The organism is Eubacterium sp. ER2 (genome assembly GCF_000765215.1).
Taxonomy (GTDB): domain Bacteria; phylum Bacillota; class Clostridia; order Lachnospirales; family Lachnospiraceae; genus Claveliimonas; species Claveliimonas intestinigallinarum.
On the sequence record NZ_JPJE01000005.1, the window covers coordinates 1 to 25,832 of the forward strand.

Genomic DNA, 25,832 nt, shown 5'->3' on the forward strand with positions numbered 1-25,832 from the left:
AGGGAGAGAACCTCCGGAGGGATGACTCCTCTATACCATTAAAAGTGAATAATCCCACCCCTGTATATCTGGGGTACAGGCTTATTATACGAAGGAGGAGAAATATGAAAATGTGGTTACCAGGCAGCATGGGAATGCTGCCTTATCTTTCACAGGGAAGAAGCAGAGCAGTGAACGCTGAGAATCCTACCGGAGAAAAGGGAAGAGGAGGGATGAGGGAAAGTGTGCTGGGACCGTCCAGAAAAGGGAGCCCCTGTTTGAAAAACATAAGGCCCCATGAAGAGATTATCCTAGGAGAGATGAAAGGACCGGGTGTTATAACACATATCTGGATTACTGTAGATCAGAAGACATCCCCGTCAGAGTGCTTTGTACTGAGGGACCTGATTTTGAGAATGTATTGGGATGAGGAAGTTAGTCCATCTGTGGAGGTCCCACTGGGAGATTTTTTTTGCTGCGGTTTTGGAAGAGAATGCCTGATTGATTCATCTGCGATTATTGTAGCACCTGCCCGCGGATTGAATTCATATTTTCAGATGCCATTCAGGGAAAAAGCAAAGATTACAGTAGAAAGTCAACATGCCAATGTGATTCCGGAATTTTTTTATCAGATAGATTATGTGCTTTATGATACACTCCCGCCGCAGACGAAATATTTTCATGCAAGCTGGAGACGGGAAGCGATTTCCAGAACAGGTGAGGATTACGTGATCGCAGACCGCATAACAGGCCAGGGGTGGTATGTAGGTACTTATATTGCTCTATCGGTTCTGCAGAGATATTGGTGGGGAGAAGGCGAGGTGAAATTTTATATAGACGGGGATGATAGGTATCCGACTGTTTGTGGAACCGGGATGGAAGACTATTTCGGCGGTTCATGGAGCTTTGCCGTGCAGGAGAATGGAAAGACTGTGGAAAAAACGTACAGTACGTCGTATCTGGGTTATCCCTATTATTCGAAGCAGGATGATCTATCTAAAAGTCCGTATTATAATGATGACTGTCCGCCTATGCGTGGACTTTACAGATGGCATGTGTTGGATCCTATCTTTTTTGACGAGAATTTAAAAGTTACGTTGCAGCAGATTGGCTCAGGCCCGGGCGGACTGTTTGAACGTCAGGACGACTTGTCAAGTGTAGCATACTGGTACCAGTCAGAACCTCATAAAAGTTTTGAAAAAATTCTGGACAGAGAAAAAAGAAAACCGAGATGAGATGGATAAATAACAAAAAAAGTGCGGCTTTTTGGAAAGGGATTAGCTATAGGAGCGAAAGAGAATGTCAAAAGAAATCATGCAGAAAAACATAGCCCGCGCCCAGGCGTATATCGACCAGAACAAGGAGAGTGTAAAACAAGGCCGGATGCGCCAGGACTATCATTTTATGCCCCAGACCGGATGGATCAATGACCCCAACGGGCTCATTTTCTACAAGGGGAAATACCACATTTTTTATCAGTATAACCCCTACTACGGACACTGGGATTATATGCACTGGGGGCATGCCGTCAGTGAGGATCTTGTCCACTGGGAACACCTTCCCCTTGCGCTGGCGCCCAGCGAGACATATGATGACCATTACCGGGGAGGCTGCTTTTCTGGGAGCGCTATCGAGCACGACGGAAAGCTGTTCCTTATGTACACGGGATGTACGAACAATGGCAGCGGTTTTGAACAGACCCAGTGTATCGCCTTCAGTGAAGACGGCATCCATTTTGAAAAATATGAGGGAAATCCGGTTCTCGCAGCCCCGGAGGGAGTGCCAAAACATTTATTTAGGGATCCAAAAGTGTGGAAAAATGACGGGAAATATTATATGATATGTGGAGCAAGCAAAAATAATCTTGCGCAGGCTCTTTTATATGTGTCTGAAGACATGCTCCACTGGGAATTTTTCAGTGTCCTTGCCCAGAGCAGGGGTGAATGGGGATACATGTGGGAGTGCCCGGATTTCTTTCCTCTTGGAGACAAATATGTGCTCCTTGTGTCACCTATGGGTGCGGGAGAGCGGACCTGTGTGTACATGGTTGGAGATTTCAGCTATGAGACAGGGAAGTTTGTCTGGGATGTCTCGGGAGAGGCTGACTGGGGATTTGATTTCTACGCGCCTCAGTCCTTTGTGGACGGGAAGGGGCGGCGCCTTGTCATAGGGTGGGCCAATGCCTGGGACTGGATGCCCTTCTGGAAGGACTGGGGTCCGGCCTACAGGGAAGGGTGGTGCGGATCCTTTGCCGTGCCGCGGCAGGTCAAAATGAACGCAGACCATACCCTCAGCTTTGAGCCTGTGGAGGAGCTGGAGACACTCCGCGGAGAGGAAACTGTGCAGGAGAATGTGCTTGTGGAAGGCGGGAGAGAGGATATCCCGCTGCAGGACGGATACGCCTATGAGCTGAAAATGGAAGTGGACCTGAAAGAGACGACAGCCAGCGCATTTTCCCTTTTGCTGCGCTGCGATCAGGACAGGACCAGGCAGACAAAGATTACCTTTGACCTGAAGGGACAGCACATGTATTTTGACAGAAACCAAGCGGATGGCTGGAGCAGAGGCGTCAGCCACAGCCCTCTCAGACTGAAGGAGCCGGGGGTGTTCTCTGTCCACATATTTGTGGACACCAGTTCCATTGAAGTGTTTGCGGAGGATTACAGGACCAACCACAGCTGTAATGTTTTCGCTGACCGGAGCCAGGATAAAAATTTTCTGTCCGTTCCTGCCGGAAATTTAAAAATACGCTCAATGCAGACATGGTCCCTCAAAAAGACGATGGACTGCTGATACATGCAGAACAGGAGGAACGAGTATGGAGACAAGATACGATGTGGTGGCGCTTGGAGAGCTTTTGATCGACTTTACGGAGAACGGCCTGAGCGGTCAGGGGAACCCTCTTCTGGAGGCAAATCCTGGGGGAGCTCCCTGTAATGTGCTGGCCATGCTGAACAAGCTGGGCAAGAAGACGGCCTTTATCGGCAAGGTTGGAAATGACCAGTTTGGAAAAATGCTGAAGGAAGTGGTGGAGGAAAGCGGTACGGACGTGTCAGGCCTTGCCATGGATGAACAGGTACACACGACACTGGCATTTGTGCACACATTTCCGGACGGGGACAGGGAATTTTCCTTCTATCGGAATCCGGGCGCTGATATGATGCTGACAAAGGAGGAGGTTGACCCGGAGCTGATCAAAAAGGCCAGGATCTTCCACTTCGGAACTCTTTCCTCCACCCATGCAGGCGTGAGGGAGGCCACACGCTATGCTATTGACGTGGCGAAGGAGAACGGCCTTCTCGTCTCCTTTGACCCGAACCTGCGGGAGCCCCTTTGGGAAAGCCTGGACCAGGCGAAAGAGGAGATCCTGTACGGCATGTCCAAGTGTGACATCCTGAAGATCTCGGACAACGAGATGGAGTTCATGACCGGAACGACAGACTACAATAAAGGCGTGGAGATGCTGCGGGAGCAGTTTGACATCCCCCTTATCTGTGTCACTCTCGGAAGAGAGGGAAGCCGCGCCTTCTACAAGGATATGATCGTGGAGGCGGCCCCCTTTGTGAGGGAGGACACCATCGAGACGACAGGAGCGGGGGACACCTTTGAGGCCTGCACCCTGAACTACATCCTGCAGCACGGCCTGGAGGATCTGACAGAGGAGAACTTAAAGGAGATGCTCACCTTTGCCAACGCGGGCGCTTCCATCATCACCACGAGAAAGGGAGCCCTGAAGGTTATGCCGGAGAAAGAGGAGATCGAGAAGGTTATCCGGGAGAGATAAGACCGGACTTAAAATGAAATAAGAACAGCGCAGGATGCGTGCCTAAATAGAGGAAAGGCGTGCAGCTACGCTGTTTTTTGTTGACAGAAGACATAAGCTGATGTAAGCTTGGAGTATCTTCTTTTTTGAGGAAACATTTCTTGAACCGCATCGTTCAAAAGCGGTTCCCATTCATATCTGACGTATCGGGCATATCTGCCGGATTACCCGGAAATGATGAAAAATTTATGTAAAAGTTGCACGGAGGGAAGAAACTGTATTATACTGACAAGGAGGAGAGGGATGGACCTGATCGTGCGGGCCAACTGGGACAGGATGAAGGAGGAGAAGGAAATGTGCGAGGCGTTGAGAGAGTTGTTTGCAGATGAGCTGCAGGAGTCGGAGGAGAGAGGAAAAGAAAAGGGGAAGGAGCAGGGGGAGGAGACAAAGCTTATATCACTGGTCTGCAAGAAAATCAGGAAAAACAAGGCAGTATCAGTCATAGCGGAAGAGCTTGAAGAGCCGGAGGAGAAGATAAGTCTTATCTGCGAGACGGCCCGCCGGTTTGCCCCGGACTATGACGCAGACCAGATCTACGCAGTCCTTGCCAAAAAAGAGACAGAGGAAGTGAAGAAACCGTAATAGACGGTCTGCATGTATATTTGAAACGATATTTTGCCCACACAGCAGCCTGTGTGGGCTTTTTCTGGTGTGATCATCGGCCTACAAGGACAATGACAGACCGCGCTCCGATGAGCAGACTGTCCCCTGCCAGCACAGGGAGGGGGTCCTCAAAGAGGATATGCTCCTCGTCTCCGGTGTTGACCGCGATGTGCCAGTGGAGGCCGCCGGGGAGGTGGGGCAGGGTCATGCTGTGGGCCTCCCAGTGCACATTGATCGCCAGATAGACAATGTCGTCCCTGGACTTGGACGAATCGTAGCCCGCAAAGAGGACGCCGGCCACCCCGTTTCCGTCATCCCGGGGCGCTTCCCAGGGCTCCTCCGAGTGATAGCTGATGTCCGGCAGGGTGTAGCGGCAGCTCCTGGCAGATCCCCGCAGCACCGGGTGCTCCCTGCGGAAGTGGATCATGTACTGGAAGAAGCGGAAGATGTCCTGGTGCTTTTCCAAAAGGGACCAGTCCAGCCAGGAAATCTCGTTGTCCTGGCAGTAGGGGTTGTTGTTCCCGAACTGGGTGTTGCAGAATTCGTCTCCCGCAAAGAACATGGGCGTGCCCCGGCTGCACAGGAGGACAGCGCAGGCGTTGCGTATCATCCTCATGCGCAGGGAGAGGACCTCCGGGTCGTCTGTCTCGCCCTCAGCCCCGCAGTTCCAGCTCCGGTTGTCACCCGCACCGTCTGTGTTGTCCCAGCCGTTTGCCTCGTTGTGCTTCTCGTTGTAGGAGTACAGGTCGTAGAGGGTGAAGCCGTCGTGGCAGGTGAGGAAGTTGACGGAGGCGTGGGTGCCCCGTATCTTGGGGTCGTAGATGTCCGGGGAGCCGCTGATCCGCTGCAGGGCCGCGGAGGTGTGGGAGATGCCTCCTTTCAGGAAATCTCTCATGTCATCCCGGTATTTTCCGTTCCACTCGCTCCAGCGGTTGAAGGAGGGGAAGTTGCCCACCTGGTAGAGACCGCCTGCATCCCATGCCTCCGCGATCAGCTTTGTGTTTCCCAGGAGCGGGTCAAAGGCCAGACTCTTGAGGAGCGGAGGGTGCTCCATGGGTGAGCCGTCCTCGTTGCGCCCCAGGATGGAGGCAAGGTCAAAACGGAAGCCGTCTATCCTGTAGGAGGTGACCCAGTAGCGCAGGCAGTCCAGGATCAGCTGCTGCACCACCGGGTGGTTGCAGTTCATGGTGTTGCCGCAGCCGCTGAAGTTGTAGTAGCAGCCCTCCGGGGTGAGGAGGTAGTACACGTTGTTGTCAAAGCCTTTAAAGGAGAAAATGGGACCGTTCTCGTTTCCCTCCGCCGTGTGGTTGAAGACCACGTCCAGGATGATCTCAATGCCGTTGTCGTGGAGCTCCTTTACCAGCTCTTTCAGCTCCAGCCCCTCCCGGTTGTACTCCACGTCAGCGGCGTAGCTGGTGTTGGGGGCAAAGAAGCTGACCGTGCTGTAGCCCCAGTAGTTGAGGAGCTCTTTCCCGTTGTAGGTGCGCTTGTCCATGAGCTCGTCGAACTCGAAGACAGGCATCAGCTCCACCGCATTGACGCCCAGGGCCTTCAGGTAGGGGATTTTTTCTTTTACGCCCAGGAAGGTGCCGGGGGCGGACACATCCTTTGCCATCTTTGTGAAGCCGCGCACGTGGAGCTCGTAGATGACCAGGTCCTCTATGGGGGTGCACAGCTGGGGCGCCACGCCCCAGTAGAAGTTGTTTTTTACCACCCTGGCCCGGTAGCCCTTCTCCAGCACCTTCTTCCCCCAGGTGCTCTGGCCGGTGATGGCCTTGGCGTAGGGGTCGATGAGGATGTTTTTCTTGCTGAACAGAAGGCCCTTCTCGGGGGCCCAGGGACCGTCCAGGCGGAAGGCGTACTCGAATTCCTCCACGTCCAGGCCGAAGACGATCATGGAGAAGACATTTCCTATCTTGTAGTTCTCCGGGATAGGGAGGACGGCGTAGGGCTCCTCCGCCTCCCGATGGTAGAGGAGGATCTCGCAGGAGGTGGCGCTTTGGGAGTGGACCGTGAAGCTGACTCCCGACGGGATGGCCCAGGCTCCGAAATACTGGTAGAGGCCCGGGCGGACGCGAAATCCATTGATAGTTGCAAGCGGTTCCATGTGGGCTGGTAAGGTTTCTTTGATCATAGCTGCCTCCTTTGTCTGCTGTGTTGTCTGTTGTGTTGTCGGGTGTGTGGAGTGGACGGGTTACTGCAGGTGCTGGTAAAAAAAGACGGCCAGCTGGGTGCGGTCTCTGAGGGAGAGCTTTTCCAGCAGGCTGCTCAGGTAGTTCCTCACGGTTCCCTCCCCCAGGAACATGCGGGAAGCGATCTCCCTGTTGCTGTGTCCCTCCGCCACCAGACTGATGAGCTGATACTCCCTGTCTGTGAGACCGTACTCCTCACGCGGAAAAGCTTTCTCTTTCTGGAGAAGCCCCGGGATGCGGGACATGATCTCCGTGCCGAACACGGTCTGGCCTGTCTGCACGGCCCGCAGGGCGGGCAGGATACTGCTGTAGTCGGCTTTCAGGAGATATCCTTTGACCCCGCAGCGGAGGGCCTGGATGATGTACTCGTCGTCTGAAAATGTGGTGAGAAGGAGGATGCGGGCTCCCGGATCCTCCGCGAGGACAGCCTTTGAGGCCTCCAGGCCGCTCATGCCCTCCATGCGGATATCCATGAGGAGCACGTCCGGCCGCAGGGCTCTGTAGAGGGAGAGGGCCTCCCGGCCGTCGCTCCCTGTCCCTGTGACCGTGACATGCGGGTCTGCCTCCAGTATGGTCTTCAGCGCTGTGGTCACGAGCGCGTCGTCGTCAATGATCACTATATTCATATAGATTTCCTTTCTGTCATGTCTTTTGCCGCTGCCTTTGGGACAGAGGCGTGGATGGAAAATCCCTGCTCTGTGTTAAACTGGATGACGCCGCCCAGGCAGCGGATCCGCTCCTTCATGTTTGAGAGCCCCATGCCGTCCGTGAGAGACAGAGGGGCGGAGGTGCCGTTGTCCTGGATGCACAGCCGGTAGAAGCCGGGGTGCTCCCGGAAGGAGACGGTGACCCTGGAGGCATCGCTGTGGCGTATCACATTGCTCAGGGCCTCCTTGCAGATCATGATCACACTGTATTTTACCTCCCTCGGGATGGACAGCCCTGCCTCGTAGGAGAGGGAGGCGCTGCAGAACTGAAAATCCCGGATCAGGTCCTCCATCGCCTCCTTCAGGCTGACAGAGTCATCCCGCAGGTCGTGGACGCTGCGCCGGATGCTTGTCATGGCGGTGTGGAGGGTGTCCTCCAACTCCTCCAGCGGTCTGTCCAGAGCCCTGTCCTGGCTAACCGTGCGGATAGCCCCTGTCATGAGGATGGAGCGGGAGAGCATATGTCCCACATTGTCGTGGATCTCCCTGGCGATCCGGTTCCGCTCTTTCAGGGTCGCGGTGTACACCTGGTAGTCCTGGTTTTCCAGCAGGGCCCTGTTTTTTTCTTCCAGGAGAAGATTTCTCTCCATGCCTGTGTCCCTGGCCGCATGGACCTCTTTTTCCAGGCGCAGGCCCTCCTGCGTCCGCCTGGCAAGGAGCAGGGCGGCCAGGCAGAAGCACAAAAGAAAAGCGGCGGGCCTGGGGCTGGCAGCGGGGACGTGGAAGGCTGCGGGCAGGAGGCACAGGGCAAAGAGAAGGGGGCTTTTGCAGGTGCAGACGGTGTACAGCACAGGGGGCAGGAAGATAAGCTGCCAGGGCGTAAGGAGAGCGGAAATAGTCCAGCAGAGAAAGGCGGGGATATATACGGATTTCCGCGGAAAGAGGAGGACGGCGGAAAGGCAGATCAGGGTTACCAGGAAGCCGGTGACGGCCCAGGTCAGGTCCTGACAGAAGAGGGTCAGGGACAGGGAACAGACAAACAGGAGAAGGCAGTCGCTCAGTCGTTTCATCAGGGGCCTCCTTTCTTTGGGATGGATAAAAAATGACAATTGTCATTCGGTCTGCTGACAGGTGACACTATCATTATAGGACGGAAACTTTTATACTACAAGTGAAATCAAAAATGAGAGAGGGAGGTCAGTATGGAGGAGAAAACCATTGTCAGTATACACAATCTGGTGAAGAGATACGGGGATGTGCTGGCTCTTGACCATCTGGATCTGGAAATAAAGAGAGGGGAGATATACGGCCTTTTGGGGCCAAACGGGTCGGGGAAGACCACGGCCATCAACTGCCTGCTGGCTCTCCTTGGATATGACAAAGGGAGCATCCGGGTCTTCGGAGAAAAGATGGAGCCGGACAGCTATGAGAGCAAGAGGAGGATCGGCGTGGTCATGCAGAATGTGGCCGTCTTCGAGGAGCTGACCGTGCGGGAGAACATCGACTATTTCTGCAGCCTGTATGTGAAGGACAAAAAGCGGCGCAGGCAGCTTGTGGAGGAGGCGGTCCGCTTTACCGGGCTGGAGGACCATCTGAAAAAATATCCCAAAAAGCTTTCCGGGGGACTTCTGCGCAGGCTGAACATCGCCTGTGGCATCGCGCACCGGCCGGAGCTGATCCTCATGGATGAGCCCACGGTGGCGGTAGACCCCCAGAGCCGCAATCACATCCTGGAGGGGATAAAAAAGCTCAATGAGCAGGGCTCCACCATCATCTACACATCCCATTACATGGAGGAGGTGGAGAAGATCTGCACCAGGATATCCATCATGGACCGGGGCCGCATTCTGGCCACAGGCACAAAGGAGGAGCTGAAGGCCATGATCGGCACCGGGGAGACCATCACGGTGGAGACAGGCGGAATGACAGGAGAGCAGGTGGAGGAGGTCAGGCTGCTCCCGGGCGTGGTGTCGGCAGACTGCCAGGAGGGAGTCCTGCGGGTGCAGTGCACCCAGGGGGCGGGCAACCTGACAGGGCTTCTGCACAGGCTGGAGGAGGCGGACATTCCCTTCGGAAGGGTCTGGTCCCAGCCCCCCACGCTGAACGATGTGTTCCTGGAGATCACGGGAAAGAGGCTCAGGGACAGAAAGGAAGAGGAGGAGGGATAAAATGGGAACCTATCTGAAATACAGATTTCTCACCCTTGTGCGGGAGAAGTCCTTTATGTTCTGGGCCCTTGCCTTTCCGCTGATCCTGGCAGTCCTCTTCTACGTGTCCTTCGGCAATCCGGCAGGGGATGGCATGGGAGAGAAGATGCAGTCTGTGCCGGCCGGCGTGGTGGTCACGGAGGAAAACCCTCCTTTCTCTGCCTTCCTCGAAGCCCTGGACGGGGACGTGATAGAAATAAAAGAGTATGAAGACAGCCAGGAGGCTTTCGCCGCGCTGCGGGAAGGAGATGTGACAGGCGTCTTCACCGTAAAGGAAGAGCCGGAGCTGACAGTGGACGGCTCCGGGCTTGCACAGAGTATCCTTGGGGAACTCATGGAGGGGTACGAGCAGCAGGCGTATCTCCTTGCCCGGGCAGCCAAAGACCACCCGGAGGGAGTGGAACGAGCTGCCGCGGCCGCACTGGAAGCGTCCGAGGAGAGCGGGGTGCGGGAGGTGAGCCTTGGAGGAAGGACCACCAATACAGGGGTGCAGTATTTCTTTGCCCTCATCGCCTTCTCCTGCCTGTCCGGCGCCTATCTTGGCATCAAGACGTGCTGCGACGGGCAGGCCAACCTGTCTGCCCTGGGAGCCCGCCGGAGCGTCTCTCCCATGCACAAGCTGAAGGGGATCCTGGCGGATTTTGCCGTGCTGATCCTTCTCCACTATGCAAATGTGCTGGTGCTGACCGGATTTATATGGCTCGTGCTGGGAGTGGACCTTGGCAGCAGCCCGGGATGGGTCCTTCTTGTGGACCTTGCGGGGACCCTGATCGGGGTGGGCATTGGCATCCTGACAGGGAGCATCAGCCGTTTTTCCTTCTCCATCAAGATGGGGCTTTGTGTCTGTGCGACCCTGTTTCCCTCCTTCCTGGCAGGGCTTATGTTCGGGGACATGAAATATGTCATAGAGACCCGCTGCCCGGTCCTTGACCGGATCAACCCTGCGGCAGTGCTGAGCGACGCCTTCTACTGCCTGGCGGTGTACGAGGACTATGACAGACTGCTGGAGGATATGGCGATCCTGGGAGGCATGAGCATCCTCTGCATCCTCCTGGCCTTCGCCGCAGTGAGGAGGGAACAGTATGACAGTATTTAGAGGATTTATCAAGCTGGCGCTCCGTCAGCTCCACATGCTGCTCCTGTATGTGGCTGTCTTTGTGACTATAGCTGTTATTGTCCAGCTCTCCCTGAGAGAGGAGGGGACGGATACCTTTGAGATGACCTCCCTGCCTGTGGCCGTGGAGGACCGGGACGGGGGAGCGGCGGCAGAGGGGCTGAAGGAATACCTGGGACAGATCCACCGTGTGACGGAGTGGGAGGGGGACCTGACGGGTCTGCAGGAAAAAATGTTTTACAGGGACATCTACTATTTGGTGAGGATACCGGAGAACTTTGAGGCTGCCTGCCTTGCGGGGCAGGAGAAGCTGGAGGTGACCAAAATCCCGGGGACGACCAGCGCTTACTATGTGGACAGCCAGATCAGCGCCTGGCTTCGGGAGATGAAGGCCATGCTGGCAGCGGGATACGGGACCCAGGAGGCCTGCGCCCTTGTGCTACAGGCCCAGAGCGGGGCCGGCTCTGTCCGGATGCTGGACGAGAGCGGGTACGGGGGAGAGCCGGCGCCCCACGCCTTTCTCTTTCAGTATCTGCCCTACATGGTCCTCTCGATCCTGTGCTACGGGGCGGCCTTTATCATGATCGCCTTCAGGAAGGAGGAGGTGAGGCGAAGGCTCCTTGTATCCCCTGTGCCCAGGCTGCGTCAGAACCTGGAGCTGATGGCCGGATATCTGGTCCTGGGGGCGGCTGTGTGGGTGATCTCCCTGATCCTGCCGGTCACCCTCTACAGAGGTGACTTCCTGTCAGACGGAAATCTTCCCTATTATATGGCAAATGTGACCGCCCTGGTCCTGGTCAGCCTCTCCATCGCCTATGTGATCGGCATGCTGGTGAAAAACGCGGACATAGTGAACGGTGTGGTCAATGTGGTGACCCTGGGCATGTGCTTCCTCTGCGGTGTCTTCGTGTCTATGGATGTCCTGGCCGAGGGGGTGAGGCGGGCGGCGTCATTCCTGCCTGTGTACTGGTACGAGACTGTGAACGGGATCCTGTCGGACCACGCCTCCCTCACGGCCGGCCAGAGGGCGGAGGTGCTGCAGGGACTGGGGCTCCAGCTTCTCTTTGCGGCGGCCATCTTCGGCGTGGGGATGGCGGTGAGCAGATACCGGGAGACCGATTGAATTTGAGGCCTCCTTATGTTACAATCTTTAGAGTACGATTGGAGCGTAAGGAGGTCTTTTATTATGAAAAATTTTGTGCAGTACGCACCCACGGAGATCGTATTTGGAAAGGATGCGGAGAAGGAAGCCGGGCGGCTTGCCAGGAAGTGGGGCGGGGATAAGGTCCTCATCGTCTACGGGGGAGGAAGTGTGAAAAAGAGCGGTCTCCTGGACCGGGTAAAGGCGGAGCTTGCGGACGCAGGTGTGGCCTTCCAGGAGCTGGGCGGTGTGAAGCCAAACCCACGCCTGGGCCTTGTCCGGGAGGGCGTGAAGATGGCGGTGGATCTCGGGGCGGACCTGATCCTTGCTGTGGGCGGAGGCAGTGTTATTGACACGGCTAAGGCTGTGGCCATCGGTGCCGCGGATCCTTCTGTGGACGTGTGGAGTTACTGGGCCGGGGAGAGACAGGTGCAGGCGGCTCTGCCGGTGGGTGTCATCCTCACCATCTCCGCAGCGGGCAGCGAGACAAGTGACTCCGCTGTCATCACCAACGAGGAGACCGGCAAGAAGGCGGGAATCAACACGGATTTTAACAGACCGAAGTTTGCCATCATGAACCCGGAGCTTACATACACCCTGCCGAAATACCAGCTCACCTGCGGCATCGTGGATATCATGATGCACACGCTGGAGCGGTATTTCACGCCGGTGGACGGCAACATGCTGACCGATGAGATCGCAGAGGGACTCTTAAGGACCATGATCACCTGTGGGAAAAAGGCATATGAAGACCAGACAGACTACGATGCCATGAGCGAGATCATGTGGTGCGGCAGCATTTCCCACAACAATCTGACAGGACTTGGTCGTCCCAAGGATTTCCTCTGCCACAAGCTGGGTCATGAGATCGGAGGCATGTTCGACGTGGCGCACGGGGCGACTCTGTCGGCTATCTGGGGAAGCTGGGCCAGATATGTGTACAGGATCGATCCGTCCAGATTTGCCCGCTATGGAGAAAAGGTGTGGGGCCTCAAAGAGGAGGATGATGAGAAGGCGGCTCTGGCGGCCATCGGGGCGACGGAGGACTTTTTCCGGTCCCTTCACATGCCCACATGCATCGGAGAGCTGGAGATCGGCGTGCAGCCCGACGAGGTGCTGCGGAAGCTGGCGGACAGCGCCACAAAGGGGAATACCATCCAGCTGGGCTCCTTTAAAAAGATAGACGCCGAGGACGCCTACCAGATTTACAAGGCTGCCAACCACGACTGATAAAGACAAGAGAGGTAAAACGGTATGATTTTTTTAGGGAAAGAAGAGATTGAGAAGCTGGTAGATCCAAATGAGATCATGGACCAGATTGAGGAGGCCTACCGGATTTTCGGGGCGGACGCCTACTACATGCCGCCCCGACCGGTGATCGAGCACGAGAACAAGACGCTCATCTACATGCCCTGCTTTACGGAGAATGTCATCGGCACAAAGATGCTGACCATTTTCCCGGAAAATGCGAAGCTGGGACTTCCCTCCCTGGACGGGCTTGTGATCCTGAACGACAGGACCACAGGAGCGCCCCTGGCTATCATGGACGGCCAGGCTGTCACCGCCTGGAGGACAGGAGCCGTGGGCGGCGTGGGGATCCGCCATCTGTCCAGAAGGGACGCCCGTACAGTGGGCATCGTGGGGGCCGGAGCACAGGGCTTCCACCAGGCCGTGTACGCCTGCGCGGCCAGAAATATTGAGACCGTGTACATCTGGAACCACAGCGACCGGGACCTGACGGATTTTATGGACAGGCTGAAGAAGACTATTGCGGACCCGGCGGTGAAAGTAGTACAATGTAAGACAGTGGAAGAGCTTGTGAAAGCCAGCGATATCATCTGCACCGCCACCCCCTCTGAGGAGCCTGTGCTCCCCAATGACAGGGAGCTGCTGGAGGGCAAGTGCATCATTGCCATCGGATCCTACACTCCCAAGATGCGGGAGATACCTGACGTGATCTGGGATCTGGTGGACAAGGTGTACATCGAGCTGCCCTACGCCTGCGAGGAGAGCGGGGATCTAAGCCAGCCCCTGGCAGAGGGACGGCTCACCATGGACCGGGTTGTTCTTATGGACAAGTTCCTGGCGTCCGGGGCGGACGAAGATGAGATCGCGGGGAAGACCACGTATTTTAAATCTGTGGGCATGGGTCTTTTTGACGTGTGCGTGGCACAGAAATTATTGGAGAAGGCAAAGGAGAGATAAGAAATGAAATTAGTAGCGACAGAGAAGGCACCAAAGGCACTGGGACCCTATTCACAGGGATATATTTACAACGGCGTATTCTACGCGGCGGGACAGATCGCCATCAACCCGGCTACAGACGCGGTTGAGGCGGACACCATCGAGGGACAGACAGAGCAGGTGTGCAAGAACATCGGCGAGCTTCTTGCGGCAGCAGGAACAACCTACGACAAGGTCATCAAGACAACCTGCTTCCTGGCAGACATGGGAGATTTTGGCGCATTTAACGAGGTGTACGCAAAATATTTTACATCCAAGCCGGCCAGAAGCTGCGTGGCTGTGAAGACCCTTCCGAAGAACATGCTGTGCGAGATCGAAGTCATCGCAGCAGTGGAAGAGTAGAAGAAGCGGTTTCAGCTGAGGAGACCAATAGAAAAGAGGTAGAGTAAAAATGGCAGAGCAGCAAAACGGGTGCTCCCCCTCCGACTGTGCGGGGTGCGCCCATGCAGACTCCTGTGGCAGCAAGCCCCAGGATATGAGGGAGCCGGCGAACCCGTTTTCCCATGTAAATAAAGTGATCGCCGTTGTCAGCGGAAAGGGCGGCGTGGGCAAGTCCATGGTGACGGCCTCCCTGGCAAGGATCATGCGGGAGCAGGGCTTTTCCGTGGGAATTCTGGACGCAGATATCACCGGACCCTCCATCCCGAAGATGTACGGTATCCATGAGACAGCAAAGGGGAGCGACGCGGGTATCTTCCCCAGCGAGGCAAAGGACGGCACGAAGATCATGTCCGTCAATCTCCTCCTGGAGCATGAGTCTGACCCGGTGATCTGGAGAGGCCCCATCATTGCGGGAGTGGTAAAGCAGTTCTGGACCGATGTCATGTGGGGAGAGCTGGATTACCTCTTCGTGGATATGCCTCCGGGAACAGGGGACGTGCCCCTCACTGTGTTCCAGTCCCTTCCGGTGGACGGCATCGTCATCGTCACCTCCCCTCAGGATCTGGTGCAGATGATCGTGGACAAGGCCTGCAACATGGCCCGGCAGATGAATATCCCGGTGCTTGGCATTGTGGAGAACTACAGCTATCTCGTCTGCCCGGACTGCGGGAAGAAGATCTCTGTGTTCGGCGAGAGCCACATCGAGGAGACCGCCCGGCAGCTTGGCGTGCCGGTTCTCGGCAAAATGCCCATTGACCCCAGGCTGGCGGAGGCTGTGGAAGAAGAGAAATTCTATGAGGCGGACAACCAGTATCTGGCGGACGCGGTGAATAAATTATAGTCAATTCGTAAATGCAGACGTAATACTTTTCAAAAGTATTACGTCTGCATTTACGTTTATTGGTGCATAATTGTGTATCAGGATCTGGGGAAAAATGATCAAACTGGTGCATAATTGTGTGTAACATGAGGAAAGGGATCCCCTAAAGGCGGACGAAGGAAATAAGCAGGCACTTGACAGGTAGAACATATGTTTGTATACTAAAAACAAACATATGTTCTTATTTTTGGAGAGGGGAGGAATAGATGTGGAAATCCAGCAGTCTATGTCCATAGCTGAAAAACTGAAAATACTGACAGACGCGGCAAAATACGACGTGGCGTGCACGTCCAGCGGAACCCAGCGCAGCAATGACGGCACCGGTATAGGAAGCTGCGCGCAGGCGGGGATCTGCCACAGCTTCTCCGCGGACGGGAGATGTATCTCCCTGCTGAAGATCCTGTTTACAAATGAGTGCATCTATGACTGCAAATACTGCATCAACCGGAGGGACAACGATGTGCCCAGGGCCTCTTTTACGCCGGACGAGATCTGTACGCTGACAATGGAGTTTTACAGGCGCAATTATATAGAGGGACTTTTTTTGAGTTCCGGCGTGCTCAAAAGCCCGGACTATACGATGGAGCTGATCTATGCGGCCCTGTACAAGCTGCGGACAGAACACCGCTTTCAGGGGTATATCCATGTGAAGGCCATCCCCGGCACAAGCCAGGAGCTGCTGGAGAGGCTGGGATTTCTGGCGGACAGGATGAGTGTTAACCTGGAGCTGCCCACGGCAGAGGGACTGCGTCTCCTTGCGCCCCACAAGACGAGAGAGAGGATCCTTGCGCCCATGCGGCTTGTGCAGAACAGGATGGAGGAGAACAGGCAGGAGATACAGCTCTACCGGAACGCAAAGAGGTTTGTAACTGCCGGTCAGAGCACCCAGATGATCATAGGCGCCACGCCGGAGACGGATTTTCAGATTATCCATGTGGCGGAGGCCCTGTACAAAAAGTTCGGGCTGAAGAGAGTGTTCTATTCCGCATTTGTCCATGTAAACGAGGACGCATCCCTGCCTGCCAGGACGGGGCAGGGGCCCCCGCTCCTTCGGGAGCACCGGCTGTATCAGGCAGATTTTCTGCTCCGATACTATCATTTTCAGGCAGGGGAGCTCCTGACGGAGAAAGACCCTAATTTTAATGTGTTTCTCGACCCAAAGTGCAACTGGGCTCTGCGGCATCTGGATGTTTTCCCTGTGGAGGCCAACACGGCGAAATATGAGCTTCTGCTGCGGGTGCCGGGCATTGGATACAGATCGGCGGCCAGGATCGTGAAGGCCAGGCGGTATGGGAAGCTGGACTTTGGGGATTTAAAGAAAATGGGGGTGGTTCTTAAACGGGCGCTGTACTTCTTGACCTGCAGCGGGAAGATGATGTATCCGGTAAAGATTGAGGAGGATTACATTACGCGGAACCTTCTGGACGAGAAGGAGAGACTGCCTGAGGGGGCGGACGGCATGACCTACAGACAGCTCTCTCTTTTTGACGATGTGAGATTTGGCGGCATGGCAGAGAAAGGAGGCACTATATGAAAACCATTTACATCTGTACGGACAGCATTACAGGAATTTTCTCTGCTGTGCACGAGGCGTGGAAGGACCGGCGCCGGGAGGGGGCCAGCGGCATCGCCATCCGGGGCAGCGTGGAGCCGGAGCTGTTCTGTGAGTACAGGGAGATAGGGGAAAATGAGAGCAAGGTGGAGGCGGTGGAGAGGATGATACTCACCAACCTTGGAAGGAATGTCTACCGTCATATTTATTATGCGGCGCTTTCCAGGGATGAAGAGAAAGGAGAGGCAATCCTGGGGACGCTGCTGGCGGCCCGGAAGCTCAGGCAGCCTCGAAGGATTATGGAACATTTGGGGAGCCCTGCCGTGGAAAAGGTGTTTGAGCTGAGCCGTAGCGTGGGGAATGAGGCACACCTGCTGACGGGATTTGTCCGCTTTCGGGAGCTGGAGAACGGGATACTCTTTTCAGACATCACACCGAAAAACCGGGTTCTTCCCTGCCTGGGGGCTCATTTTCAGGAGCGCTTTCCCATGGAGAACTGGATGATCCGGGATAAAAACCGCGGCATGTTCGTCGTCCACGAGGCGGGAAAGCGGTGGGTTCTTGTACAGGAGGATCCGGGAGTGAGGGGGGATGAGGGCTTTTTACGTCTCTCCGATCAGGAGGAAACGATGCAGGTGTTGTGGCGGGAGTTCTGCGACACCATTGCCATCAGGGAGCGTGAAAATCCCAGATGCCAGAGAACCCACCTGCCGCTCCGCTTCCGGCCCAACATGACAGAATTTGCAGGAGAGTGCGGGATAGACAATTTCGTTAAATAATCAGATAATATTTCCGCGTTATACACAATATCCCACCAGTTGGTTTAATTTCAGACGCAACATTATTGAAAAGTATTACGTCCCCACTTATAATAGACCTATGGAAAAGCAACTGATCAAAATTTCGGTCCGGGCCCTGGTGGAGTTCATCCTCCAGAGCGGGGATCTTGACAATCGAATTGCCTCGGCGGACAAGGAGGCCATGCAGATGGGAGCCCGGCTCCACCGGAAGATCCAGCGGCAGATGGGGAGTATGTACACGCCGGAGGTGTCCATGAAATGCCAGGTGCCCTACGAGAAGTTCGTCCTCCAGGTGGAGGGGCGGGCGGACGGCGTCATGGACACGGAGGAGGGCTTGGCCATCGACGAGATCAAGGGGGTGTTCAGGGATGTAAACACCCTGGAGGAGCCGGTACCGGTGCACCTGGCCCAGGCCAAATGCTATGCCTTTATCTACGGGGATCAGCATGAGCAGGAGAAGATGGGCGTGCAGATGACCTACTGTCATCTGGAGACAGAGGAGATCCGCCGGTTCTGGCAGGAGTATACCATAGAGGAGCTGAGAGAGTGGTTTTACGGTATCACGGACGCCTACGAAAAGTGGGCTCTCTTCCAGGTGGAGTGGAGGGAGAAGCGGGACGCTTCTATAAAAAAAGTAGAATTTCCCTACCAGTACCGGGAGGGCCAGAAGAAGCTGGCGGCCGCTGTCTACAGGACCATTGAGAGAAAGAAAAAGCTGTTCATCCAGGCTCCCACAGGTGTGGGAAAGACCATGGCCACCGTCTTTCCGGCTGTGAAGGCAGTGGGGGAGGGGCTGGCGGACAAGATTTTTTACCTGACCGCCAAGACCATCACCAGAACCGTGGCCCAGCAGGCCTTTGACATACTGAAGCAGCCCGGCCCGGATGGGCCCGCTGCAGTGGAGGAGGGGGATACGGCTCTCCAGTACAAGGTCATCACCCTGACGGCAAAGGAGAAGATATGCTTCTGCGAGAAGCCGGAGTGCAATCCGGACTACTGTCCTTACGCCAAGGGACACTTTGACCGTATCAACGATGCGGTCTATGACATGATCACCACCTCCGACGACATGAGCCGTCAGGCGGTGGAGGAGCAGGCGAAGAAATGGCAGGTGTGCCCCTTCGAGCTGGGTCTGGACCTGTCCCTGTGGGCGGACGCAGTCATCTGCGACTACAACTATGTCTTTGACCCCAACGCGAAGCTGAAGCGGTTTTTCGGCGAGGGGGTGAAGGGGGACTACATCTTCCTCATTGACGAGGCCCACAACCTGGTGGAGCGGGGGCGGGAGATGTTCAGCGCCAGCCTCTGCAAGGAGGAGGTGATGAAGGTCCGCCGCCTTGTGAAGACAAGAGACGTCCGGCTTGCCCGTCAGCTGGAGGACTGCAACCGGCAGCTGCTGGCCCTGAAGCGGGAGTGCGATGGCTGTCAGGTGCTGGAGAGCGCCGGGGGCATTTACCTGAAGCTCCTGTCCGTTATGGCCGAGATGGAGCGGTATCTGGAGGAGTGCCAGGAGGAGGACGTCCGGGAGGAGGTGCTTGGTCTCTACTTTGAAGTGCGGATGTTTGAGACCATTTATGAGAAGCTGGATGAGAACTATATGATCTATTCGGAAATCGACGAGGAGGGCAGATTCCTCATCCGTCTGTTCTGCGTCAACCCTGCGGTCAATCTGAACGAGGCCCTGGAAAAAGGGGTGAGCGCCATCTTTTTCTCCGCCACCCTCCTTCCTATCCGCTATTACAGGCAGCTCCTCAGCACAAAGACGGACGACTACGCGGTCTACGCCCAGTCCACCTTTGCCAGGGAGAACCGCCTTCTTCTCCTTGGAAATGATGTGAGCACCCGGTACACTGCGAGAGGGGAGGCCACCTACCGGAAATACGCCTCCTATCTTCTGGAGATGGTGCAGGGGAAAAAGGGAAACTACATGGCCTTTTTTCCCTCCTATAAATTCATGGAGGAGGTCTACGACCAGTTCCTCCTCCTGGCCGAAAAGGAGGGGAGCAGCGCTCAGTGCGTGATCCAGGCCCCCTACATGTCGGAGGAGGCAAGGGAGATCTTTCTGGAGGAATTCGAGGAGGAGAGGAAGGAGAGCCTCCTCGGCTTCTGCGTCATGGGCGGCATCTTCTCCGAGGGCATTGACCTGTCCAGAGACAGGCTCATCGGCGCCGCCGTGGTGGGAACCGGCCTGCCCCAGGTGTGCCGGGAGAGAGAGCTCCTTAGGGAGTACTTTGACAAAAAGGGACTCCGGGGCTTTGACTACGCCTACGTCTACCCGGGCATGAACAAGGTCCTCCAGTCCGCGGGCCGTGTCATCCGCACGGAGGAGGACAGAGGGGTGATCCTGCTTTTGGACGACCGTTTCCGGGAGCCCAGATACAAAGAGACCTTCCCCAGGGAGTGGGAAGGTCTGGAACTCTGCAATGTGAAAAATGCCGGCGCGAAGATGCGGGCCTTCTGGGATCAGACCTCCTCGAAGTAATCGAGAAAGGCGGCAGCGGCCCTGGAAAGAGGGATGCGGGTGCCTCGGACAGCCAGCAGCTCCCGCGGGGGCAGCTCCTCCTTGGTGTGCACGACAAAGAGATTGTCGTCCTCCCGGGGGATGCAGTAGTCCGGAAGAAAGGCGATGCCCAGGCCGATCCTGGCCAGATCAATAAGCAGGTCGTTGCTGCTCAGCTCCACCTCCGGCACAAGGTCCAGGTGGTGTTGCTGGAACTGGCTGTGGAGAAACTCGCTTGTGGTGCTCTTCTTGTCCAGCATCAGGATGGGGTACTCCAAAAGCTCCGAAAAGGAGAGGCGGCGGCCCTTCAGGTCCGCGAAATCCCGGTTGGCAAGAAAGACGTCCCGGAACAGCTTGATCCGTTTTACGGTGGCGGCGCTCCCCAGGTAGGCGTTGGGCGAGTTGACCACGATAAAGTCCACCTGCCCTGATTTCAGGAGCTCCACGCTCTGGATGGAGGTGGCGTTGGTCACCTTGATGTGGGCCCCGGGAAATGCCTCGTGGAACCGCTTGATGTAGGGCACGAGAAAATACCGGCAGATGGTGTCGCTGGCGCCGATGCGGATCTGTCCCCCGGTGGAGGCGGACTCCATGAGCTGGGCCTCCCCGCGCTGGATCAGGTTCATGGCCGGCTCCACGTGGCGCAGCAGGATCTCCCCCTCCGGCGTCAGCTGGACCCTCTTTGTGCTCCGGATGAAGAGCACCTGGTCCAGCTTTCTCTCCAGCGTCTTGATGGACTGGCTCACCGCTGACTGAGAGATGAAGAGCTGCTTGGAGGCCTCGGAAAAGCTCAGGGTCGAGGCCACATAGTAAAACACTTTATATAATTCATAGTTAATATCCATGATAAGTCCTCCTAATAAAAATCATTTGTATTATAGGGGAAAATCAGGGAAATTACAATCAAAAAATGAGACAACAAAAAAGAGGGATTGCTTTATGAAAAAACTGCATCATGTACTGGCCGTGGCAGCTATGCTCCTGCTTGTTGTGGCCCTTCTGATCACCAGCTTCCAGCTGGCCATATACGGCGACCCAGGCTACGGGTTTTACGAGAGGGAATACGAGAAATACCATGTGGCGGAAAGCCTGGACATGGAGATGGGGGATGTCATGGACGTGACGGAGAAAATGATGGATTACCTCATCGGCAAGAGGCCGGAGCTCTCCGTGATCACGGACGTGGACGGGCAGACCCAGGATTTCTTTAACGAGCAGGACCGGCTCCACATGGCGGATGTGAAGAACCTGTTCCTGGGCGGGCTGACCCTGCGCTGGGTGCTCCTTATTACTGCGGCTGTGTTCATTGCTCTGCTTGTAATTCTGAAGGGGGACTGGAGACGTATCATCCCCAGGGCCTACTTTATCGCCCTTGGCATCTTCCTGGCGGCGACAGTCCTGCTGGGAGTTCTTTTTGCCTCGGATTTTACAAAATATTTCACCATCTTTCACGAGATCTTTTTCACCAACGACCTGTGGATTTTTGACCCGGCTACAGACTACATGATCCGGATGCTGCCGGAGGGATTTTTCTACGATATGGTGATGAGGATCGGAGGATTTTTCCTGGGCTTTCTTGCGGCCTTTCTTGCGATTTTCCTCGTGTGGCGGCATTTTTTGGGCAGAGGGCAGCAGGATGAGGACAGACAGGGAAAATAGATAAGAAATACTTATAAAAAACTTTAATTTTATTAACTTTACTAATAAGAAACCTCATGTTATGATAAAACCAGCGTATCATAAAATCAACATATATAAAATGGAGGAAATTTTATGGGCAATGTAAAACGAGTATATGTGGAGAAAAAACCGGAGTATGCGGTTCAGGCAAAGGATCTCTTCCACGAGATTAAGAGCTATCTGGGCATAAGCGCTCTTACGGGTGTGCGGGTGCTGATCCGCTACGACGTGGAGAACATCTCGGAGGAGACCTTTGAGAAGGCCTGCAGAGGCGTCTTTGCGGAGCCTCCGGTAGATATTCTGTATAAAGAGACCTTTCCGGCAGCGGAGGGGGCCAGGATCTTCGCCGTGGAGTTCCTTCCCGGCCAGTTTGACCAGAGAGCGGACTCTGCCGTGCAGTGCGTGCAGTTTATAAAAGAGGATGAGAAGCCGGTGATCCGCACCGCCACCACCTATGTGATCGAGGGACAGCTGACGGACGAGCAGTTTGAGGCTGTCAAGCACCACTGCATCAACCCGGTGGACTCAAGAGAGACAGGCATGGAGAAGCCGGAGACGCTGGTGACAAAGTTTGACGAGCCGGCCGATGTCATCATATTTGACGGCTTTAAGGATCTGGAGGAGGAGAAGCTGCGGGAGCTCTACGACTCTCTCGGGCTTGCTATGACCTTCAAGGACTTCCAGCATATCCAGAACTATTTCAAGGGGGAGGAGGACAGAGACCCCTCCATGACGGAGATCCGGGTGCTGGATACCTACTGGTCCGATCACTGCCGCCACACTACCTTCTCCACAGAGCTGAAAGACATCACCTTCGGAGAGGGAGATTACAGAAAGCCGATCGAGGACACCTACCGCCAGTATGCGGCGGACCATGAGGAGATCTTCAAGGGCAGAGACGACAAGTTTATCTGTCTGATGGACCTGGCTCTCATGGCCATGCGCAAGCTGAAGAGGGAAGGAAAGCTTGAGAATCAGGAGGAGTCCGATGAGATCAACGCCTGCAGCATCGTTGTGCCGGTGACCGTGGACGGCGTGGAGGAGGAGTGGCTTGTGAACTTCAAGAATGAGACCCACAACCACCCCACAGAGATCGAGCCCTTCGGAGGAGCTGCCACCTGTCTTGGCGGTGCCATCCGGGATCCCCTCTCAGGACGTACCTACGTGTACCAGGCCATGCGTGTCACGGGAGCGGCAGACCCCACTGTCTCCGTGAAGGACACGATGAAAGGGAAGCTTCCCCAGAAGAAGCTTGTCCGCGAGGCGGCCCACGGCTACAGCTCCTACGGCAATCAGATCGGACTTGCCACCGGCGCTGTAAAGGAGATCTACCACCCCGGCTATGTGGCCAAGAGAATGGAGATCGGGGCTGTCATGGGAGCGGCTCCCAGACGCGCCGTGATCCGTGAGACCTCTGATCCGGGAGACATCATCATCCTTCTTGGCGGGCGCACCGGCCGGGACGGCTGCGGCGGCGCAACAGGTTCCTCCAAGGTGCACACAGAAGAGTCCATCGAGACCTGCGGCGCGGAAGTGCAGAAGGGAAATCCGCCCACAGAGAGAAAGATCCAGCGCCTCTTCCGCAGGGAGGAAGTGAGCCGCCTCATCAAGAAGTGCAACGACTTTGGAGCGGGCGGCGTGTCCGTGGCTATCGGAGAGCTGGCAGACGGACTGCGGGTGGACCTGGACAAGGTGCCCAAGAAATACGCGGGACTGGACGGGACAGAGATCGCCATCTCCGAGTCCCAGGAGCGCATGGCTGTCGTCCTTGACCCGGCTGATGTGGAGACCTTTATGGGCTACGCCAAAGAGGAGAATCTGGAGGCCGTGCAGGTGGCTGTGGTGACAGAGGAGCCAAGGCTTGTCCTTGTGTGGAGAGGCAAGGAGATCGTGAACATCTCCAGAGCCTTCCTGGACACAAACGGCGCCCACCAGGAGACCAGCGTGGCTGTGGACATCCCGGACCGTGCGGACAAGGTGCTGACGGATAAAGTGGAAGTGACGGATGTGAAAGCAAAATGGCTGGAGACACTGGCAGACCTGAACGTATGCTCTCAGAAAGGGCTTGTGGAGATGTTTGATGGTTCCATCGGAGCAGGATCTGTGTTCATGCCTCACGGCGGAAAATATCAGATGACAGAGACCCAGGCCATGGTGGCGAAGCTCCCTGTACTGAAAGGGGACTGCGACACAGTGACCATGATGAGCTACGGCTTTGATCCCTACCTGTCAAGCTGGAGCCCCTACCATGGAGCGGTCTACGCTGTGACAGAGTCTGTGGCCAAGATCGTGGCAGCAGGCGGCGACTACCGGAAGATCCGCTTTACTTTCCAGGAGTACTTCCGCCGCATGACGGAGGACCCCCACCGCTGGAGCCAGCCGTTTGCCGCTCTCCTTGGAGCCTATGCGGCCCAGCTTGGATTTGGTCTTCCTTCCATCGGAGGCAAAGACAGTATGTCCGGTACTTTCGAGGACATCGATGTGCCGCCTACTCTTGTTTCCTTTGCCGTGGATGTGGCAAAAGAAAAAGATATCATCACGCCGGAGCTGAAGAAAGCGGGAAGCAAGCTTGTGTGGCTGCGCATCCCCAAGGATGAGTACGATCTGCCGGTATATGAGAAAGTGATGGAGCAGTACGGAAAATTTGCGGAGGATATCAAGGCCGGAAGGATCATCTCCGCCTACGTGCCGGACCGCCACGGCGTCATCGCCGCTGTCAGCAAGATGGCCTTTGGAAACGGCATGGGCGTGAAGATCGAGCACAGCATGGATGAAAGAGAACTCTTTGCCCCCGCCTTCGGAGATCTGGTGGCTGAGGTGCCGGAGGGCAAAGTGGGAGAGCTGCAGATCACCTACACGGTCATCGGCGAGGTGACAGGCGACAGGGCCTTCTCCTACGGCGACGCGGTCATCGGCCTGGACGAGGCGGAGAGCGCATGGACAGGCACCCTGGAGAAGGTGTTCGCCACCCGGTCCGGCGCCCAGGATGGCCCCACCAGCTGGTTTGTAAAGTCTGAGAAGAAAGAGGACGGAGAGCTTAAGGAGGACGGCTGCTTCCACGCCTCCAGGGTGCATATCTGCAGCCACAAGATCGCGCAGCCCACTGTGTTCATTCCTGTCTTCCCGGGCACCAACTGTGAGTACGACAGTGCGAAGGCATTTGAGAATGCCGGGGCAAAGGTGATCACCAAGGTGTTCAGGAACATGGACGCAGCGGACATCGTGGACTCTGTGGACGTGTTTGAGAAAGCTATCAGCCAGGCCCAGATCATCATGTTCCCGGGCGGCTTCAGCGCGGGCGACGAGCCCGACGGCTCCGCCAAGTTCTTCGCCACTGCCTTCCAGAACGCCAAGCTGAAGGAGGCGGTGGAGAAGCTCTTAAATGAGCGGGACGGCCTTGCCCTCGGCATCTGCAACGGCTTCCAGGCCCTCATCAAGCTGGGACTGGTGCCAAACGGAAAGATTACAGGGCAGACAGACAACTCGCCTACACTGACCTACAATACCATCGGGCGCCACATTTCCAAGATGGTGTACACAAAGGTGGTGACAGACAAGTCGCCCTGGCTCGCGAATGCCCGGCTTGGCGGCGTCTATGTCACTCCGGCTTCCCACGGAGAGGGACGCTTTGTGGCGCCTGCTGAGACCATTGCCCGGCTTTTCGCAAACGGCCAGGTGGCTACCCGGTACTGTGATCCGGAAGGAAACATCTCAAACGACGAGGAGTGGAACGTGAACGGCTCCTACTTTGCCATCGAGGGCATCACAAGCCCGGACGGAAGAGTACTGGGCAAGATGGCCCATGTGGAGCGCCGGGGCCGGAGCGTTGCGATCAACATTTACGGAGAACAGGATCTGAAGATCTTTGAGTCCGGCGTGGAGTACTTTAAATAGAACACATGGATAAAAATGCATTTTCACAAGTGCAATGTTGCAAAGTTTCTGTAAAAAAGTACTAAACACAGCTTGAAATGCAGGAATGAAAGTATAAAGTTGCAGAAAAATCATAAAAAATGCAAAAAATACTTGTGTTTTGCCCCGGAATATTTTATTCTGTTAAAGAGGCAAAGAGGTCTAGTGAAGAGCAGG

Annotated in this window: 20 protein-coding genes; 16 read left to right on the forward strand and 4 right to left on the reverse strand. The window is 55.7% G+C overall.

Annotated features, from left to right (window positions below; genetic code table 11):
* Nucleotides 1-134 precede the first annotated feature (134 nt).
* From NI21_RS0101450 to NI21_RS0101465, 4 genes are all read left to right on the forward strand, one after another.
* Nucleotides 135-1,214: a glycoside hydrolase family 172 protein gene (locus tag NI21_RS0101450; RefSeq protein ID WP_205156082.1), complete on the forward strand. Its 1,080-nt coding sequence runs from the start codon at nt 135-137 to the stop codon at nt 1,212-1,214.
* A 64-nt stretch (nt 1,215-1,278) separates the two neighbouring features.
* Nucleotides 1,279-2,772, forward strand: a complete 1,494-nt coding sequence (locus NI21_RS0101455; protein WP_033124475.1) for a glycoside hydrolase family 32 protein — start codon at nt 1,279-1,281, stop codon at nt 2,770-2,772.
* Between the two features lie 25 nt (nt 2,773-2,797).
* Nucleotides 2,798-3,763, forward strand: a complete 966-nt coding sequence (locus NI21_RS0101460) for a PfkB family carbohydrate kinase (RefSeq protein ID WP_033124476.1) — start codon at nt 2,798-2,800, stop codon at nt 3,761-3,763.
* 282 nt (nt 3,764-4,045) lie between these two features.
* Nucleotides 4,046-4,384, forward strand: a complete 339-nt coding sequence (locus NI21_RS0101465) for a hypothetical protein (protein WP_033124477.1) — start codon at nt 4,046-4,048, stop codon at nt 4,382-4,384.
* Between the two features lie 73 nt (nt 4,385-4,457).
* Here NI21_RS0101465 and NI21_RS0101470 read toward each other — a convergent pair whose 3' ends face one another.
* The 3 genes from NI21_RS0101470 to NI21_RS16680 are packed head-to-tail and all read right to left on the reverse strand — an operon-like array spanning nt 4,458 to nt 8,314.
* Entirely contained in the window at nt 4,458-6,539 is a 2,082-nt protein-coding gene (locus NI21_RS0101470; RefSeq protein ID WP_033124478.1) for a glycogen-debranching protein, read from the reverse strand.
* Nucleotides 6,540-6,599: 60 nt separating this feature from the next.
* Complete coding sequence (locus tag NI21_RS0101475; protein ID WP_033124479.1) at nt 6,600-7,223, reverse strand: response regulator transcription factor; 624 nt, start codon at nt 7,221-7,223, stop codon at nt 6,600-6,602.
* A complete protein-coding gene (locus tag NI21_RS16680) occupies nt 7,220-8,314 on the reverse strand; it encodes a sensor histidine kinase (RefSeq protein ID WP_138302706.1) in 1,095 nt (364 codons plus the stop codon). Before NI21_RS16680 ends, NI21_RS0101475 begins: the two co-directional genes overlap by 4 nt.
* 132 nt (nt 8,315-8,446) lie before the next feature.
* Between NI21_RS16680 and NI21_RS0101485 the strand changes: the two genes are divergently transcribed.
* From NI21_RS0101485 to NI21_RS0101530, 10 genes are all read left to right on the forward strand, one after another.
* Complete coding sequence (locus tag NI21_RS0101485; protein WP_207742229.1) at nt 8,447-9,412, forward strand: ABC transporter ATP-binding protein; 966 nt, start codon at nt 8,447-8,449, stop codon at nt 9,410-9,412.
* A 1-nt stretch (nt 9,413) separates the two neighbouring features.
* A complete protein-coding gene (locus NI21_RS0101490; protein ID WP_033124480.1) occupies nt 9,414-10,547 on the forward strand; it encodes an ABC transporter permease in 1,134 nt (377 codons plus the stop codon).
* Nucleotides 10,534-11,688, forward strand: a complete 1,155-nt coding sequence (locus NI21_RS0101495; protein WP_033124481.1) for an ABC transporter permease — start codon at nt 10,534-10,536, stop codon at nt 11,686-11,688. The genes NI21_RS0101490 and NI21_RS0101495 overlap by 14 nt, the downstream gene beginning before the upstream one ends.
* Nucleotides 11,689-11,751: 63 nt before the next feature.
* Nucleotides 11,752-12,936, forward strand: a complete 1,185-nt coding sequence (locus NI21_RS0101500; RefSeq protein ID WP_033124482.1) for an iron-containing alcohol dehydrogenase — start codon at nt 11,752-11,754, stop codon at nt 12,934-12,936.
* Nucleotides 12,937-12,960: 24 nt separating this feature from the next.
* Nucleotides 12,961-13,911: an ornithine cyclodeaminase family protein gene (locus NI21_RS0101505; RefSeq protein ID WP_033124483.1), complete on the forward strand. Its 951-nt coding sequence runs from the start codon at nt 12,961-12,963 to the stop codon at nt 13,909-13,911.
* 3 nt (nt 13,912-13,914) lie between these two features.
* Entirely contained in the window at nt 13,915-14,292 is a 378-nt protein-coding gene (locus NI21_RS0101510; protein ID WP_033124484.1) for a Rid family detoxifying hydrolase, read from the forward strand.
* 49 nt (nt 14,293-14,341) lie between these two features.
* Nucleotides 14,342-15,172, forward strand: a complete 831-nt coding sequence (locus NI21_RS0101515) for an Mrp/NBP35 family ATP-binding protein (RefSeq protein WP_033124485.1) — start codon at nt 14,342-14,344, stop codon at nt 15,170-15,172.
* A gap of 265 nt (nt 15,173-15,437) precedes the next feature.
* The gene (locus NI21_RS0101520) at nt 15,438-16,745 is read left to right on the forward strand and encodes a putative DNA modification/repair radical SAM protein (RefSeq protein WP_033124626.1); all 1,308 of its coding nucleotides are present in this window, start codon (nt 15,438-15,440) and stop codon (nt 16,743-16,745) included.
* Entirely contained in the window at nt 16,742-17,542 is an 801-nt protein-coding gene (locus NI21_RS0101525) for a TIGR03915 family putative DNA repair protein (RefSeq protein WP_033124486.1), read from the forward strand. The genes NI21_RS0101520 and NI21_RS0101525 overlap by 4 nt, the downstream gene beginning before the upstream one ends.
* Nucleotides 17,543-17,642: 100 nt before the next feature.
* On the forward strand, nt 17,643-20,045 hold the full coding sequence (locus NI21_RS0101530; protein WP_033124487.1) for an ATP-dependent DNA helicase: 2,403 nt from the start codon (nt 17,643-17,645) through the stop codon (nt 20,043-20,045).
* On the opposite strand, the gene NI21_RS0101535 is transcribed toward NI21_RS0101530, so the two are convergent.
* A complete protein-coding gene (locus NI21_RS0101535; protein WP_033124488.1) occupies nt 20,027-20,908 on the reverse strand; it encodes a LysR family transcriptional regulator in 882 nt (293 codons plus the stop codon). The genes NI21_RS0101530 and NI21_RS0101535 overlap by 19 nt on opposite strands.
* 94 nt (nt 20,909-21,002) lie before the next feature.
* Here NI21_RS0101535 and NI21_RS0101540 point away from each other — a divergent pair, with 94 nt between their 5' ends.
* Both NI21_RS0101540 and NI21_RS0101545 read left to right on the forward strand, forming a co-directional pair.
* Nucleotides 21,003-21,722: a TIGR01906 family membrane protein gene (locus NI21_RS0101540; protein WP_033124489.1), complete on the forward strand. Its 720-nt coding sequence runs from the start codon at nt 21,003-21,005 to the stop codon at nt 21,720-21,722.
* Between the two features lie 114 nt (nt 21,723-21,836).
* The gene (locus NI21_RS0101545) at nt 21,837-25,637 is read left to right on the forward strand and encodes a phosphoribosylformylglycinamidine synthase (protein ID WP_033124490.1); all 3,801 of its coding nucleotides are present in this window, start codon (nt 21,837-21,839) and stop codon (nt 25,635-25,637) included.
* The last annotated feature ends 195 nt before the right edge of the window (nt 25,638-25,832 follow it).

Excerpts from the sequence above, each read along its gene's own strand:
- NI21_RS0101470 (WP_033124478.1), bottom strand. The coding sequence starts at position 6,539 with ATGATCAAAGAAACCTTACCAGCCCACATGGAACCGCTTGCAACTATC.
- NI21_RS16680 (WP_138302706.1), bottom strand. The coding sequence starts at position 8,314 with ATGAAACGACTGAGCGACTGCCTTCTCCTGTTTGTCTGTTCCCTGTCC.
- NI21_RS0101510 (WP_033124484.1), top strand. The coding sequence starts at position 13,915 with ATGAAATTAGTAGCGACAGAGAAGGCACCAAAGGCACTGGGACCCTAT.
- NI21_RS0101535 (WP_033124488.1), bottom strand. The coding sequence starts at position 20,908 with ATGGATATTAACTATGAATTATATAAAGTGTTTTACTATGTGGCCTCG.
- NI21_RS0101530 (WP_033124487.1), top strand. The coding sequence starts at position 17,643 with ATGGAAAAGCAACTGATCAAAATTTCGGTCCGGGCCCTGGTGGAGTTC.
- NI21_RS0101545 (WP_033124490.1), top strand. The coding sequence starts at position 21,837 with ATGGGCAATGTAAAACGAGTATATGTGGAGAAAAAACCGGAGTATGCG.
- NI21_RS0101495 (WP_033124481.1), top strand. The coding sequence starts at position 10,534 with ATGACAGTATTTAGAGGATTTATCAAGCTGGCGCTCCGTCAGCTCCAC.
- NI21_RS0101500 (WP_033124482.1), top strand. The coding sequence starts at position 11,752 with ATGAAAAATTTTGTGCAGTACGCACCCACGGAGATCGTATTTGGAAAG.
- NI21_RS0101475 (WP_033124479.1), bottom strand. The coding sequence starts at position 7,223 with ATGAATATAGTGATCATTGACGACGACGCGCTCGTGACCACAGCGCTG.
- NI21_RS0101455 (WP_033124475.1), top strand. The coding sequence starts at position 1,279 with ATGTCAAAAGAAATCATGCAGAAAAACATAGCCCGCGCCCAGGCGTAT.
- NI21_RS0101505 (WP_033124483.1), top strand. The coding sequence starts at position 12,961 with ATGATTTTTTTAGGGAAAGAAGAGATTGAGAAGCTGGTAGATCCAAAT.
- NI21_RS0101460 (WP_033124476.1), top strand. The coding sequence starts at position 2,798 with ATGGAGACAAGATACGATGTGGTGGCGCTTGGAGAGCTTTTGATCGAC.
- NI21_RS0101465 (WP_033124477.1), top strand. The coding sequence starts at position 4,046 with ATGGACCTGATCGTGCGGGCCAACTGGGACAGGATGAAGGAGGAGAAG.
- NI21_RS0101540 (WP_033124489.1), top strand. The coding sequence starts at position 21,003 with ATGAAAAAACTGCATCATGTACTGGCCGTGGCAGCTATGCTCCTGCTT.
- NI21_RS0101520 (WP_033124626.1), top strand. The coding sequence starts at position 15,438 with ATGTCCATAGCTGAAAAACTGAAAATACTGACAGACGCGGCAAAATAC.
- NI21_RS0101450 (WP_205156082.1), top strand. The coding sequence starts at position 135 with ATGCTGCCTTATCTTTCACAGGGAAGAAGCAGAGCAGTGAACGCTGAG.
- NI21_RS0101485 (WP_207742229.1), top strand. The coding sequence starts at position 8,447 with ATGGAGGAGAAAACCATTGTCAGTATACACAATCTGGTGAAGAGATAC.
- NI21_RS0101490 (WP_033124480.1), top strand. The coding sequence starts at position 9,414 with ATGGGAACCTATCTGAAATACAGATTTCTCACCCTTGTGCGGGAGAAG.
- NI21_RS0101525 (WP_033124486.1), top strand. The coding sequence starts at position 16,742 with ATGAAAACCATTTACATCTGTACGGACAGCATTACAGGAATTTTCTCT.
- NI21_RS0101515 (WP_033124485.1), top strand. The coding sequence starts at position 14,342 with ATGGCAGAGCAGCAAAACGGGTGCTCCCCCTCCGACTGTGCGGGGTGC.